At 38.9% G+C, this 13,501-nt stretch carries 16 protein-coding genes and 1 tRNA gene; 14 read left to right on the forward strand and 3 right to left on the reverse strand.

Translation table 11 applies throughout. The features are described 5' to 3' along the window. Positions 1 to 328: 328 nt before the first annotated feature. Positions 329 to 964, reverse strand: a complete 636-nt coding sequence (locus tag C9J34_RS13925) for a hypothetical protein (RefSeq protein WP_107840785.1) — start codon at positions 962 to 964, stop codon at positions 329 to 331. Beyond that, positions 957 to 1,475 (reverse strand): sigma-70 family RNA polymerase sigma factor, encoded by a 519-nt coding sequence (locus C9J34_RS13930; protein ID WP_238600665.1) that lies wholly within the window; start codon positions 1,473 to 1,475, stop codon positions 957 to 959. Before C9J34_RS13930 ends, C9J34_RS13925 begins: the two co-directional genes overlap by 8 nt. A 139-nt stretch (positions 1,476 to 1,614) precedes the next feature. Here C9J34_RS13930 and C9J34_RS13935 point away from each other — a divergent pair, with 139 nt between their 5' ends. From C9J34_RS13935 to uvrC, 3 genes are all read left to right on the forward strand, one after another. Next, positions 1,615 to 2,106 (forward strand): GNAT family N-acetyltransferase, encoded by a 492-nt coding sequence (locus tag C9J34_RS13935; RefSeq protein WP_107840786.1) that lies wholly within the window; start codon positions 1,615 to 1,617, stop codon positions 2,104 to 2,106. 113 nt (positions 2,107 to 2,219) lie between these two features. After that, positions 2,220 to 2,534: a thioredoxin gene (gene trxA / locus C9J34_RS13940; RefSeq protein ID WP_107840787.1), complete on the forward strand. Its 315-nt coding sequence runs from the start codon at positions 2,220 to 2,222 to the stop codon at positions 2,532 to 2,534. A gap of 90 nt (positions 2,535 to 2,624) precedes the next feature. Beyond that, positions 2,625 to 4,424 (forward strand): excinuclease ABC subunit UvrC, encoded by a 1,800-nt coding sequence (gene uvrC, locus C9J34_RS13945; protein WP_107840788.1) that lies wholly within the window; start codon positions 2,625 to 2,627, stop codon positions 4,422 to 4,424. Between the two features lie 139 nt (positions 4,425 to 4,563). On the opposite strand, the gene C9J34_RS13950 is transcribed toward uvrC, so the two are convergent. Continuing rightward, on the reverse strand, positions 4,564 to 4,977 hold the full coding sequence (locus C9J34_RS13950; protein ID WP_107840789.1) for a YslB family protein: 414 nt from the start codon (positions 4,975 to 4,977) through the stop codon (positions 4,564 to 4,566). 270 nt (positions 4,978 to 5,247) lie between these two features. Between C9J34_RS13950 and C9J34_RS13955 the strand changes: the two genes are divergently transcribed. The 11 genes from C9J34_RS13955 (at position 5,248) to C9J34_RS14005 (ending at position 13,245) form a co-directional block, all read left to right on the forward strand. Continuing rightward, positions 5,248 to 5,862 carry a succinate dehydrogenase cytochrome b558 subunit gene (locus tag C9J34_RS13955; RefSeq protein ID WP_107840790.1) on the forward strand — a complete coding sequence of 205 codons (615 nt, stop codon included), beginning with the start codon at positions 5,248 to 5,250 and terminating at the stop codon, positions 5,860 to 5,862. A gap of 41 nt (positions 5,863 to 5,903) precedes the next feature. Beyond that, positions 5,904 to 7,661 (forward strand): succinate dehydrogenase flavoprotein subunit, encoded by a 1,758-nt coding sequence (sdhA, locus tag C9J34_RS13960; RefSeq protein ID WP_107840791.1) that lies wholly within the window; start codon positions 5,904 to 5,906, stop codon positions 7,659 to 7,661. Between the two features lie 2 nt (positions 7,662 to 7,663). Continuing rightward, a complete protein-coding gene (sdhB, locus tag C9J34_RS13965; RefSeq protein WP_107840792.1) occupies positions 7,664 to 8,440 on the forward strand; it encodes a succinate dehydrogenase iron-sulfur subunit in 777 nt (258 codons plus the stop codon). 567 nt (positions 8,441 to 9,007) lie between these two features. Continuing rightward, positions 9,008 to 9,454 carry an acyl-CoA thioesterase gene (locus C9J34_RS13970; RefSeq protein ID WP_107840793.1) on the forward strand — a complete coding sequence of 149 codons (447 nt, stop codon included), beginning with the start codon at positions 9,008 to 9,010 and terminating at the stop codon, positions 9,452 to 9,454. Positions 9,455 to 9,523: 69 nt separating this feature from the next. Next, complete coding sequence (locus C9J34_RS13975) at positions 9,524 to 9,751, forward strand: helix-turn-helix domain-containing protein (protein WP_107840794.1); 228 nt, start codon at positions 9,524 to 9,526, stop codon at positions 9,749 to 9,751. 67 nt (positions 9,752 to 9,818) lie between these two features. After that, complete coding sequence (locus tag C9J34_RS13980; protein WP_107840795.1) at positions 9,819 to 10,262, forward strand: MarR family winged helix-turn-helix transcriptional regulator; 444 nt, start codon at positions 9,819 to 9,821, stop codon at positions 10,260 to 10,262. A gap of 16 nt (positions 10,263 to 10,278) precedes the next feature. Then, positions 10,279 to 11,073: a glutamate racemase gene (gene racE / locus C9J34_RS13985; RefSeq protein ID WP_107840796.1), complete on the forward strand. Its 795-nt coding sequence runs from the start codon at positions 10,279 to 10,281 to the stop codon at positions 11,071 to 11,073. A 126-nt stretch (positions 11,074 to 11,199) separates the two neighbouring features. Beyond that, positions 11,200 to 11,955, forward strand: a complete 756-nt coding sequence (rph, locus tag C9J34_RS13990) for a ribonuclease PH (RefSeq protein WP_107840797.1) — start codon at positions 11,200 to 11,202, stop codon at positions 11,953 to 11,955. A gap of 6 nt (positions 11,956 to 11,961) precedes the next feature. Continuing rightward, complete coding sequence (locus C9J34_RS13995; protein ID WP_107840798.1) at positions 11,962 to 12,555, forward strand: XTP/dITP diphosphatase; 594 nt, start codon at positions 11,962 to 11,964, stop codon at positions 12,553 to 12,555. A gap of 25 nt (positions 12,556 to 12,580) precedes the next feature. Beyond that, positions 12,581 to 13,084 carry a metallophosphoesterase family protein gene (locus tag C9J34_RS14000; RefSeq protein ID WP_107840799.1) on the forward strand — a complete coding sequence of 168 codons (504 nt, stop codon included), beginning with the start codon at positions 12,581 to 12,583 and terminating at the stop codon, positions 13,082 to 13,084. An 87-nt stretch (positions 13,085 to 13,171) separates the two neighbouring features. Then, positions 13,172 to 13,245: transfer RNA gene (locus C9J34_RS14005), tRNA-Arg, on the forward strand. Positions 13,246 to 13,501 lie beyond the last annotated feature (256 nt).

Genomic DNA, 13,501 nt, shown 5'->3' on the forward strand with positions numbered 1-13,501 from the left:
TATTAGGAAAAACCTCATTAAATTATTTAGTGTAATAAAAAACTCGACCCACAGCTAATGGATCGAGTTTTTAGTTCCCGACTTTTTTATCTTTCAACATCAATCTGAAAAGGATAGATGTAAGCCCCCTGTTCATCTATCCTCTCCTTTTAACCCTATCTAATGTGTGACATTGTATTGAATTACTTAGTTATAGAGCTTGATAAACATTTACTTGACTTTTAATAAAAATATGACTTAGTTAGTATTTTTGTAGCTACTGTTCAATGTAAGGTGTTTTTCTTTGCTGTATTTTGGGGAATAAATAGATAAGTTAGTGAAGAATTTTTTAATCTGAATTGCTTAACTGATCTAGAAATTCTTGAGTTTTTGCATACTCTGGATCAATATACATTAAATATACATATAATCCATAGGGCGTATATTCGGCTTTGATTATCTGGGATGTTTCACTTGAATAAATGAAACGGGTATCATCATTGGTGAATTTTGTACCATTATAATGAGTAAATACTTCATGAAAACGTTCTTCATTGACCCCCATAAGAATAAGAGTTCTTAACTCTTCCTCTATAAAATAAAGTCTTAGATGACCTTCATAATCAAATATAAGATCGGCATTACTGCCATCCTCAAAATATTCGGTTGTATAATTTTTACCTAAAGTTTCGATTATTCTGGATGGCGAATCACCTAATGTCACGCCATGCAAATAAAATAAACCTTGTTCTTCGAGAAATACAGGTTCGGTAAAGTCAACCTTTGTCGCATTTTTATCCACTATAAATACTTGATTGACGATAAAGAAAATAGAGCTAATTGTTAAAATCGCACTTAATACAATAAAACGCCAGCTACCTGATGACTTGCGTGGGCTATGTTCAATTTCTTGCAATACATTATCCATCACGCGTTGTTTAATGGCTTGTAAGTCTTTTATTTCAGTAGGTGTATAGTTATTCATTTAAAAGCACCTCCCATTGAATGTCTTTCAATTTATTTTTTAATAGTTCTTTTCCTCTCCTTAATCGTGTTTTCACTGTACTTTCTGGGATAGACAAAATATTGGCGATAGCTTTAATCTTCATTTCATTAAAATAAAAATAAATGAGTACCTCTCTTTGTTTTAGCGGTAATTCAAGAATGGCGTCTCCTATTATGGTTCCTTCCTCTTTTCTAACCAATTCGTCTACTTCCATTTTACTGTCTAACGGGAAAATTTTATTTTGTAGCTGTACTTTTCTATACGACCAGCTTCTTAAGTAATCCTTGCTTTTATTAGCAGTCATTTTATATAAAAAAGCTTGTAGTTCTCCTCGTTCTTCATATTTATCTGGATGATGATACAGTTTGATAAATACTTCCTGTACGATATCTTCAGCTGCTTGGCGATCCTTTACGTAGTAATAAGCTAATCGTATTAAGGACTCGGTATATAGATTCATTATTTCTTTTAAGTCATGAATAGTTAACAAAAATACTCCCCCTTTCCTTACTTAATAAACGATGTCCAATACATAAAAGTTTGAGTATTTTTGTGTTAATTTTAGAGAAATTCATAGGTCTTCAGTTTATCATGAAATAATTGTATCTTTAGTAAGAGGGGTGAGTCAGATGAACGTTTTAAAGCTTAGGCCTTTGCAGCAAGCAGACTTTCCTTATGTTTTAGCATGGAGTAAGGATACAGAATTTTGTGCGGCAAGTGGCTGGGAGATCGAGCGAGAAGAAGGGGAACTGGCTGCATGGTGGGAACGTTGTATACACCTAAACAATGCTACATTTATCAGATTAGGCATTGAATATCAAGAGAAGCTAATTGGCTATGCGGATTTAGCAGAAATACATCATCATCAAGCAGAAGTTGGTATAACGATTGGTGAAAGAAAGCTTTGGGGAAGAGGCTTAGGAACAAAAGTGATACAGCAACTGATGCAATACGGTGTGGAAAAATTGAATATCACCTTATTTTTAGGTGAAACACATGCGACAAATATTGGTTCGCAAAAAATGTTAGAAAAGCTAGGCTTTAAGGAAATTAGTCGCAATGGCAGTGCGCTATATTGCAATGAAAAAGTAGCGCTAATTCAATACGAATATAACGTTTAATGCGATATGAAAAATTCATTCCAAACGTACTACAAAAATGAGCAATTCACTGTTATTGGTATTTTAAACATGCTATACTACAGGCAGATGTTAGTTGAAGGAGGCTATTTAAAATGGCAATTATACAAGCGACAGATCAAAACTTTTCACAAGAAATCGCGAGCGGCGTAGTTCTTGTAGACTTTTGGGCAACTTGGTGCGGACCATGTAAAATGATTGCACCTGTTCTTGAGGAATTAGATGCGGAAATCGGTAACGATGTGAAAATCGTGAAAGTGGATGTTGATAACAACCAAGCGACAGCAGCAGAGTACCAAATCATGTCAATCCCATCATTATTATTATTCGTAGATGGCGAATTAAAAGCGAAAACGGCTGGTTTCCAACCGAAAGAAGCGTTAATCGACTTTATCGACTCTAACAAATAATATGAAGCCGCGCTTACTGCGAAATCAGTAGCGCGGTTTTTTAATTTTCGTTATGATTAGGCTATATGACAAAGTAATAGGTGATAAATGATGAATGAAATCATTCAAAATAAATTAGCCATTTTGCCAGATGAACCAGGCTGTTATTTGATGAAAGACCGACAAGGAACAATCATTTATGTCGGCAAGGCAAAAATATTAAAAAACCGTGTGCGCTCCTATTTTTCTGGTACGCATGATGGGAAAACACAGCGTTTAGTTAGTGAAATAGAAGACTTTGAATATATCGTGACAGCTTCAGATTTAGAGGCGCTCATGCTAGAGTTAAATTTAATTAAGCAATACGACCCGAAATACAATATTATGCTGACGGATGATAAAACGTATCCGTATATAAAAATCACGAATGAAAAATACCCTCGCATTTTAACAACGCGCAAAATTAGTAAGGATAAGGCAAAATATTTTGGTCCCTATCCAAATGCATATGCAGCGAATGAAACACGCAAGCTGTTAGATCGCATCTATCCGCTTCGAAAATGTGCGCAACTGCCAACACAAGTGTGCTTGTACTATCATTTAGGGCAATGTTTAGCACCTTGTGTGAAAGAGATTGAACCACAAGTTTATCGTGATATGGCAGAGGAAATTGCGAAGTTTTTAAATGGTGATTATGTCGAAGTAAAGCAAAACTTAGAACGTCAAATGTATGAAGCCGCAGAGCAGCTACAATTTGAGCGAGCCAAGGAATTCCGCGATCAAATTGCACATATTGAGGCGATTATGCAAAAGCAAAAAATTATTACGAAAGATTTATCAAACCGTGATGTATTTGGCTTTGCAGTAGAAAAAGGCTGGATGTGTGTGCAAGTATTATTTGTACGGCAAGGTAAATTAATCGAGCGTGATGTTTCAATCTTCCCTATTTATCGTGATCCAGAAGAAGAGTTTTTAACATTTGTTGGTCGCTTTTATGAGGAAACGAAGCATTTAAAACCAAAGGAAATATTAATTCCGGCTAAGATTGATGAAGCGTTGCTTGAGGAATTGTTAGACGTACATGTTTTTATTCCAAAGCGCGGCGCAAAAAAAGAGCTAGTGGATATGGCAATGAAAAATGCCGAGATTGGCATTCATGAAAAATTCCAGCTAATCGAAAGACAGGAAGTACGCACTGTAGGGGCGTGTGAGGCGCTTGGTGAGGCGATGGGCATTGCGACACCACTTCGTATAGAAGCGTTTGATAATAGCCATATGCACGGGGCAGATGCCGTTTCTGCGATGGTTGTTTTTATTGATGGCAAGCCAGCGAAAAAGGAGTACCGCAAATATAAACTGCGAGAAACAGCGAGCCACGATGATTATGGTGCAATGCAGGAAGTGATTCGCCGCCGCTATAGTCGCGTCTTAAAGGAAAATTTAGCGCTACCTGATTTAATCGTAATCGATGGTGGAAAAGGGCAAATGGAAGTAGCGCGCGAAGTGATTGAAGATGAGCTAGGGCTGTACATTCCGATTGCAGGGCTTGCGAAGGACGACAAGCATAATACATCCCAGCTTTTATTCGGTGAACCACCCATACCGATAGAGCTTAAGCGAACAAGCGATAGTTTTTATTTATTGCAGCGCATCCAAGATGAGGTGCATCGCTTTGCCATCACATTTTTACGTCAACAGCATGGCACAAACGCAATTAAATCTGTGCTAGATAATATTGAAGGTGTGGGGCCGAAGCGCAAGCAACAGCTATTAAAAGCATTTGGCTCTGTCAAGAAAATTCGCGAGGCAACGCTTGAAGAGCTGACAGCACAGCGTATTCCAACAGCGCTTGCTGAAAAGATTCATACGTATTTTCAGGAGGAAGCGGTGAAAAAGGGGCAGTCTGATTAGCAATTGCTTCACCTTAAAAGAAAAGCATTGAATTTTATGGTTCAAAAGTAACGATTCGCCCAGCGAACGTCGAAAATCGCCCAACCAAAATAAGGGGCTTGTTTAAAAAGGCAATACCTTTTCAAACAAGCCCCTCATTTTATATTTTTTCCTTCAAATCTGTTTTTAAATGAAATTGAACATACTGCTTTTTGCTATTTGTTTCATCATAGCATTCTGTTAAGTAGCCAATTTGATGCTGTAATTGCTGTGCCAAGAAGCCTGCTTCAAGACGGAAGCAACGGCTATCAAACTTTAAAATAGCTGGATCACCAGTCAAAATATATGTACGGCTGTCTTTTGTTTCTTTTTCCAAAGTCAATGTGCCCCAGCCAGCTTCTTTGAAAAAAGTGGATGCTTCCTCCATTGAAAAAAGTGGGAATTTTCGTGCGATTTCCTTGCCTGACCAATAAAGTACATCTCCCTCGTGTTTTCCTAGAATGGAGGATAGCACATAATCGCGTAGTATTTCATAGCCAAACGTTGGAATCGTCTTTGTATTACCGGTTTCCATCAACAAAAACCTCTTTCTAAAATTTCTTATATTCATTTGAATTGTGCAAAAAAACGACAATACGCAACAAAAAGGTACATAAACCAGCAAAAAAAACACTTAGTGAGAGAAAGGAATTATTGCTAGCGACCTTGACGCTCTAATAGGTTGAGAGTACAATGGACATGTCATAATATTGTACCATGATGAAATGCGCAGTCAATGGACAACGTTTACAATTTCGTGACGACTTGATTTGCGTATTTATAAGTACTAAGGGGGGTAACAGTCTTGTCAAAAGATCGTGAGTTTTTATGGCGCCGTTTACATTCTCTATTAGGGATTATTCCAGTAGGTCTGTTCTTGGTGTTCCACTTATCTTTGAACTTCACTGCAGTTGGTGGTGAAGAAACTTACAATAGCGCAACTGGAATGATGGAGTTAGTTCCACATGCACTATTATTAGCTATGGAATGGATCATTATTTATATTCCATTAATGTTCCATGCTTTCTACGGAGTGTATATTGCATTTACAGCAACAAATAATACTTCACGCTTTAGCACGTTCCGTAACTGGGCATTCCGCATTCAACGTATGACAGGTATTTTCCTAGTTGTATTCATTGCATGGCATATGTTCCAAACGCGTATTCAAAAAGCGCTTGGTACTGAAGTGAACTTTGATATGATGGAACAAATCGTTGCATCACCGTGGATGCTTGGCTTCTACATAGTGGGGATTTTATCTGCAACATTCCACTTAGCGAACGGCATTTGGTCATTCTTAGTGAGCTGGGGTATTATACAATCTCCAAAATCACAGCAAATTGCAACATATGTAACGATGGTTATTTTTGCTATTCTAAGCATTATGGGTGTAGCAGCTATCCTAGCATTCGTTTAAGAGAGAAGTTTTAGCTATAGAAAGAGGAGTGAGAAGAAATCATGGCAAAAAGCAAAATCATCGTTGTTGGTGGCGGCTTAGCCGGCTTAATGGCAACGATTAAAGCAGCCGAAGTAGGCACTCAAGTTGAATTATTCTCATTAGTTCCAGTTAAACGCTCACACTCTGTTTGTGCGCAGGGCGGAATTAATGGTGCGGTAAATACGAAAGGTGAAGGGGATTCTCCTTGGATTCACTTTGACGATACAGTATATGGTGGGGACTTTTTAGCAAATCAACCACCAGTAAAAGCGATGTGTGATGCAGCGCCTGGTATTATTCATTTAATGGACCGTATGGGTGTAATGTTCAACCGTACACCAGAAGGTTTACTTGACTTCCGTCGTTTCGGTGGTACATTGATGCACCGTACAGCATTCTCTGGTGCAACGACAGGTCAACAATTACTTTATGCATTAGACGAGCAAGTTCGTGCACACGAAGTAGCTGGTTTAGTAACGAAATATGAGCACTGGGAATTCCTTGGTGCTGTGCTTGATGACGAGGGCGTATGTCGCGGTATCGTAGCGCAAGATTTAGTAAAAGAAGAAATTCGTGCATTCCGCGGTGATGCTGTTATTATGGCGACGGGTGGTCCTGGTATTATCTTCGGTAAAACAACAAACTCTGTTATTAACACAGGCTCTGCGGCTTCTATCGTCTACCAACAAGGTGCTTCTTATGCCAATGGTGAATTTATTCAAATCCATCCAACGGCGATTCCTGGCGATGATAAAAACCGCCTAATGTCTGAATCAGCTCGTGGTGAAGGTGGACGAGTTTGGACTTATAAAGATGGTAAGCCTTGGTACTTCTTAGAAGAAAAATACCCAGCTTACGGTAACTTAGTACCACGTGATATTGCAACACGTGAAATTTTTGATGTTTGCGTTAACCAAAAACTTGGTATTAACGGCGAAAACATGGTGTATTTAGACCTTTCTCATAAGGATCCACATGAATTAGATGTTAAACTTGGTGGTATCATTGAAATTTATGAGAAATTCGTAGGGGATGACCCACGTAAATTACCAATGAAAATCTTCCCAGCAGTTCACTACTCAATGGGTGGCTTATGGGTTGACTACGATCAAATGACAGAAATTCCTGGCTTATTTGCGGCTGGTGAATGTGATTTCTCACAGCATGGTGCAAACCGTCTAGGTGCGAACTCATTATTATCAGCAATTTACGGTGGTATGGTTGCAGGACCGAACGCTGTAGAATATGTAAAAGGTCTTAAAAAGCATGCAGAAGACTTACCAGAGTCTATTTTTGATGTACGCGTGAAAGAAGAGACAGAGAAGTGGGAAGAAATCCTGAAAATGGATGGTAGTGAAAACGCATACTTATTGCATAAAGAGCTTGGTGAGTGGATGACTGACAACATGACAGTTGTACGTCATAACGATCGCTTAGAAAAAACGTACGAGAAATTAACAGAGCTTCAACAACGTTGGGAAAATATCAATATTTATGATACACAAAAATGGTCAAACCAAGGCGCTCACTTTACGCGTCAGTTAAAGAATATGCTGTATCTTGCAAAAGTGATGACAAAAGGTGCGTTGCTGCGTAATGAATCACGTGGTGCTCACTATAAACCTGATTTCCCGAACCGTGACGATGAGAACTTCTTAAAAACAACAATGGCGAAATTTGACCCAGCTACTGGTGAGCCAATTATTTCTTATCAAGAAGTTGACGTTTCATTAATTCCGCCACGTAAACGCGACTATTCTTCGAAAGGGGATAATTAATCATGGAAGCAGTAAACACTGGCAAAACGGTTGAACTGATTATTGTCCGTCAAGATACGGAAAATGGTCAAACACGTGAAGAGAAATTTAGCGTACCTTACCGTCCAGGTATGAACGTAATTTCAGCTTTAATGCATATTCAAAAATACCCTGTGACAGCTGATGGCAAAACGACAACACCTGTTACTTGGGATATGAACTGTTTAGAGGAAGTTTGTGGTGCATGTTCGATGGTGATTAACGGTCGCCCACAGCAATCTTGCTCAGCATTAGTGGATAAATTAGCACAACCGATTCGCTTAGAGCCAATGAAAACTTTCCCAGTTGTACGTGACTTACAAGTTGACCGTAGCCGCATGTTCAACGCCTTGAAAAAGGTAAAAGCATGGGTTCCGATTGACGGTACGTACGATTTAGGCGAAGGTCCACGTATGCCAGAGCGCAAACGTCAATGGGCTTACGAATTATCAAAATGTATGACATGTGGTGTATGTATGGAAGCATGTCCAAACGTATCTGAAAAGGCTTCGTTTATCGGACCAGCACCATTATCACAAGTTCGTTTATTCAACACACACCCAACAGGTGCGATGAATAAAGACGAGCGTTTAGCTGCAATTATGGGCGACGGTGGTTTAGCAAACTGCGGTAACTCACAAAACTGTGTAGCTGCATGTCCAAAAGGGATTCCTTTAACTACTTCAATCGCTTCACTTAACCGTGCTGCGACTGTTCAAATGTTCAAGAACTTCTTCGGTTCTGACCATATGGTAGACTAATCATATAGTTAAGGAGCTGCGTGTAAAGCATGTCTTTTACACGCAGCTTTTTTGTGTTTTATGAAAATAAGTCACTACCAAAAGCTGTGGTCTTTTAAATAGATTGATATGCTAGTTGCTTATCTTTTTAGAGAAAGCTAAAAATACCATATAAAAAGATTACTCAAAATATGTGTAGCTGATTGTCAATCCATTTTACTGTCTTTTTTTAGAAAGTAGGCATTTTATTTTGAGTGCCTTTCATCGTCAATGGTGTCTCTATAATAAAATAGATTCATTTTTTTAATTCTAATAGGTTCACTTTTGAATAGCATGTATTTTATTGAGTAAATGCCTTCTCTAGTTGATTGGAGTGGATGAAAAATTTAGTTGAAGCCCATGTCCGTGAAAAGGGTCCCTCACAACGGAAATCAACTGTGTTTAGTCTTCAACAAAAATATAGCGTAACACAATGTGCCATTTAGTCTGTCAACACCTAGTTGCGGTGCTAAAAATAATTGATTATTATGTTATAATGAATAAGTATTCATTTTACAATGACAAAAGAAATGGCAAGGGGGATTTTTTATGCGTGCAGCATATATTGATAATACAGAACAGTGGATGGAAGAATTTAAATTTTCGGTAGATGTGAAAGTACGTTTTAGCGAAACAGATATGTATGGCCATTTAAACAATACAGTGCCATTTACTTATTTTGAAATGGCTCGTATCGAATATTTAAAATCGCTCGGCTTAATGGCAGATTGGACATCGCCAAACAGTGAAACAATTCCTGTGGTAGCCGATTTACAATGCGATTTTTTGCAGCAAGTATTTTTTGATGAACAATTACGCATCTTTGTAAAAGCTGCAAAAATAGGCGCTAGCTCGGTTGATGTTCACTATCTTGCAAAAAATGAAAAGAATTTACCTGTGTTTACAGGACGCGGTACAATCGTGCAAATAAATCGTCAAACAGGTAAAGCCCAAGCGTGGTCAGAGCAGACAAAGCAACTAATGCAAACAAAGTAGTGAAATCGCCCTCACCGTAATGCTCCTATTCACATATTTTACAAAGAACAGGATAGGAGGGTGTATAATATGGGGAACTCACAGTCGCGCTTATTATTAACAAAACGAGAGCGTGAAATATTCCAACTATTAATCGAAGACTACTCGACAAAAGAAATTTCGGAAAAATTGGCTATTAGCGAAAAAACCGTTCGCAATCATATTTCCAATACGATACAAAAATTAGGTGTTTCAAGCAGGACGCAAGCATTAATCGAATTGTTACGACTTCAAGAATTAAAGTTAAATGGAACGTGAGCTTGCTATTTTCTTAAAAAAACCTCAAAATAGAGCTATGAATTGTTGTTAGGAGTGATTTTGTAATATGCATAATAATGAAAAACATAGTGTTGACTCTATAGCGATTATAGAAAAGGAACTACGCTTTATTTCACACTTAGTTAAACAAAAAGGTCGTGAAATTTTAAGTAACTATACAATAACACCTCCACAGTTTGTAGCGCTACAATGGTTGGGAGAAGCAGGCGATATGACGATTGGTGATTTATCAACTAAAATGTATTTAGCTTTTAGTACAACAACAGATTTAGTGGATCGAATGGAGAAATCCCAGCTTGTGCAACGTGTACGTGATGAACAGGATCGTCGTGTTGTGCGCATTCATTTACTGCCTGAAGGAGAGCGAATTATTCAAGAAGTGATTGAACAACGTCGCCATTATTTACGTAACATTATGGATGATTTCGATGTGGAAGAAGCGACAGATTTAGTGCGACTATTAAGAAAACTACATGTACAAATGAAATAGGATTGAGGCGGTTTATATGGATGCCCCTATAGGTGTAATTGATTCGGGGGTTGGTGGGCTAACGGTCGCAAAGGCGATAATGAAGCTGCTCCCGAATGAAATCATATACTATATTGGTGATACTGCTAGATGCCCATATGGACCACGGACGGAGCAAGAAGTGCGCCAATTTACATGGCAAATGGCAAAAACTTTAGAAAAAATGAATATTAAAATGTTAGTTGTTGCTTGTAATACCGCAACAGCGGTTACTTTGGAAAGCTTGCAAAAAAAAATGGCGATACCTGTTATCGGCGTCATCAATGCAGGTGCACGTGCGGCAACGAAAAAAACGAAGCGCAATGAGGTAGTTGTACTTGCTACAAAGGGTACAATTAAAAGTGCTGCATACGAAAAGGCATTGTATTCACTATCAACGAAAGTGAAAGTGATACCGCTTGCCTGTCCTACATTTGTGCCACTTGTGGAAAGTGGCGAATATGAAGGACAATTTTCTTATGATTTAGTAGCAGAGGCTTTAAAAACGCTTAAGGATGTAAGCTTTGATACAGTCATTTTAGGTTGTACACATTACCCTATTATACAAAAGCAAATTGAAGCTGCTGTAGGAGGGGGCGTACATGTCGTATCATCAGCAGAAGAAACCGCTTGTCATGTACTGGAGTTTTTATCTTATCAAAATCAATTGCGTACAAATGATATAGCACCACAGCATGTTTTTTTTACATCAGGCTCTGTACCTATTTTCCGCGCAATAGCTGAAAGATGGCTAGGGCAACAAAATTTAAACATCGAGCGAATTACATTTTAATTAGGCTATCTGAAAAGAGGGGGAACAACCCACTTTTCAGATAGCTTTTTACGGTTCACTACTTACCACTTTTTTGAGTACATAATATATGGTAAGATTAGTGCGCGAATAAAAAGGAGGATTTTCATGATTAGACATGATGAAAGGGCGGTACATGAACTGCGCCCAATCCATATTGATACGAATTACTTAATGCATCCAGAAGGCTCTGTCCTTATTACAGTAGGGAACACAAAGGTCATCTGCACAGCGACGATAGAGGAGAAAGTGCCAGGCTTTTTAAGAGGACAAGGCAAAGGCTGGATTACGGCTGAATATTCGATGCTGCCTAGAGCCACAGCACAACGCACACAGCGTGAATCAGCACGCGGTAAGATAAATGGTCGTACGATGGAAATCCAGCGCTTAATCGGGCGTGCATTGCGTGCTGTTGTCGATTTACAAGCGCTAGGTGAAAAAACGGTGTGGATTGATTGTGATGTCATTCAAGCGGATGGTGGTACACGTACAGCATCAATTACGGGTGCTTTTGTGGCAATGGCACAAGCGATTGCGAAGCTAGGTGAAGAAAAGCCGTTTGAAACTTTCCCTATTATTGACTACTTAGCTGCAACAAGCGTTGGCATTGTCGAAGAGGTTGGCGCTGTAGTAGACTTAAACTATGTGGAAGACGTTGCAGCACTAGTGGACATGAATATTGTCATGACTGGTGAAGGGCGCTTTGTCGAGGTACAAGGTACAGGCGAGGAAGCCACGTTTTCTCGACAAGAATTAAATGAACTATTAGCGCTAGGTGAAGCAGGTATTCAAGAGCTGATTGCACATCAAAAAGAAGCATTAGGCACGATTGCAGCACTGATTGAGACGAGAAAGGAAGCGTAAGCACATATGACGAAGCAAGTAGTAATCGCAACGAAAAATAAAGGCAAAGCAAAGGATTTTGAAGCGTTATTCACACCGCTTGGCTATGAAGTTGTCACAATGTTTGACGTTGCACCTAATATGGAAATTGAAGAAACGGGTACGACGTTTGAGGCAAATGCTGTATTGAAGGCAGAGGCATTAGCGGAGGCATTACAAATGCTTGTGATTGCAGATGATAGCGGTTTAGCCATCGACGCATTAAACGGCGAGCCAGGCGTCTATTCAGCTCGTTATGCAGGTGACCATGATGATGAGGCAAATATCGTAAAAGTGTTAGAAAAGCTTCAAGGTGTACCTGAAGAACAACGTACAGCACGCTTTTGCTGTGCCCTTGCAGTAGCAGGTCCACAGTTGGAAACATATACGGTGTTTGGCACTTGTGAAGGTGTTATTTTAGAAGAAAAGCGCGGTACAAATGGCTTTGGCTATGACCCAATTTTTTATGTACCACAGTTACAGCGTGCAATGGCTGAGCTTTCTCCAGAGGAAAAAGGCGCGATTTCACATCGCGGCAATGCCATTCGCAAATTAGCAGACGTACTTCCGACATTAATTTAAATGGAATGAAAAGGAGGCAGTAAGTATGAAAATAGTAGTAATGAGCGACACACATGGCGATGCAGAAGTCATTCGTCTTGTGCGAGAGCAACAGGAGAATAGTGATTTACTTATTCACTGTGGTGATAGTGAGCTATCATATGACCACCCACATTTGGCAAATGTAGTCCGCGTGCGCGGCAATTGCGATTATACAGACAATCGTTTCCCAGACGAGGAAGTGGTATCGCAAGGTGATGTGAAAATTTACATTACACATGGACACTTATTTCAAGTTAAATCATCCTTACTACCACTATCGTACCGCGTTAAAGAAATTGGCGCGAATATTTGCTGCTTCGGTCATTCCCATTTACTTGGGGCAGAAATGATTGATGGTATTCTATTTATTAATCCAGGTAGCCTCCTAATGCCACGAGGTCGACGAGAGCAAAGCTATGTCGTTATCACAGTGGAAGATAAGGCATACAAAGTCGAGTGCTTTACCCGTCAAGGTGAGCTATTTGAAACACTACAATTTGCTTGTTAATAATTTTAAAAAATTGTGTTGACTTTATGACGTTTTATTCATATAATAAATATTGTCTTTAATACCAATTGCGTTATTAAAGCAACTGTCTCCATAGCTCAGCTGGATAGAGCACGGGCCTTCTAAGCTCGCGGTCGTAGGTTCGAATCCTACTGGGGACGTTTTTGACTGACACATGAAAAACCTTGAAACCTTAGTATATTTGGTTTCAAGGTTTTTGTATTTTGTAGGAAACCGTTTGTGTAGTGCTACACAGCACCAAACTTGAAAATTAAATATGAGATTATTAGCTATACCTAGTAAAAAACTAGAGAAATACTTAGCGTAATAAGAATACTTGTTACAAAGATAGGAATTAGATGATGAAAAGAGAAAATCAAAAAGCTAATGGATTATATCTGTCTCTTATACACATCT

Origin of the sequence: Metasolibacillus meyeri (assembly GCF_003049505.1) — a bacterium.
In the GTDB taxonomy this organism is placed as follows: domain Bacteria; phylum Bacillota; class Bacilli; order Bacillales_A; family Planococcaceae; genus Metasolibacillus; species Metasolibacillus meyeri.

Bases quoted from the DNA above. Each gene is read 5' to 3' on its own strand.
- C9J34_RS13925 (WP_107840785.1), bottom strand. From the start codon at position 964: ATGAATAACTATACACCTACTGAAATAAAAGACTTACAAGCCATTAAA.
- C9J34_RS13935 (WP_107840786.1), top strand. From the start codon at position 1,615: ATGAACGTTTTAAAGCTTAGGCCTTTGCAGCAAGCAGACTTTCCTTAT.
- trxA (WP_107840787.1), top strand. From the start codon at position 2,220: ATGGCAATTATACAAGCGACAGATCAAAACTTTTCACAAGAAATCGCG.
- uvrC (WP_107840788.1), top strand. From the start codon at position 2,625: ATGAATGAAATCATTCAAAATAAATTAGCCATTTTGCCAGATGAACCA.
- C9J34_RS13950 (WP_107840789.1), bottom strand. From the start codon at position 4,977: ATGGAAACCGGTAATACAAAGACGATTCCAACGTTTGGCTATGAAATA.
- sdhA (WP_107840791.1), top strand. From the start codon at position 5,904: ATGGCAAAAAGCAAAATCATCGTTGTTGGTGGCGGCTTAGCCGGCTTA.
- sdhB (WP_107840792.1), top strand. From the start codon at position 7,664: ATGGAAGCAGTAAACACTGGCAAAACGGTTGAACTGATTATTGTCCGT.
- C9J34_RS13970 (WP_107840793.1), top strand. From the start codon at position 9,008: ATGCGTGCAGCATATATTGATAATACAGAACAGTGGATGGAAGAATTT.
- C9J34_RS13975 (WP_107840794.1), top strand. From the start codon at position 9,524: ATGGGGAACTCACAGTCGCGCTTATTATTAACAAAACGAGAGCGTGAA.
- C9J34_RS13980 (WP_107840795.1), top strand. From the start codon at position 9,819: ATGCATAATAATGAAAAACATAGTGTTGACTCTATAGCGATTATAGAA.
- racE (WP_107840796.1), top strand. From the start codon at position 10,279: ATGGATGCCCCTATAGGTGTAATTGATTCGGGGGTTGGTGGGCTAACG.
- rph (WP_107840797.1), top strand. From the start codon at position 11,200: ATGATTAGACATGATGAAAGGGCGGTACATGAACTGCGCCCAATCCAT.
- C9J34_RS13995 (WP_107840798.1), top strand. From the start codon at position 11,962: ATGACGAAGCAAGTAGTAATCGCAACGAAAAATAAAGGCAAAGCAAAG.
- C9J34_RS14000 (WP_107840799.1), top strand. From the start codon at position 12,581: ATGAAAATAGTAGTAATGAGCGACACACATGGCGATGCAGAAGTCATT.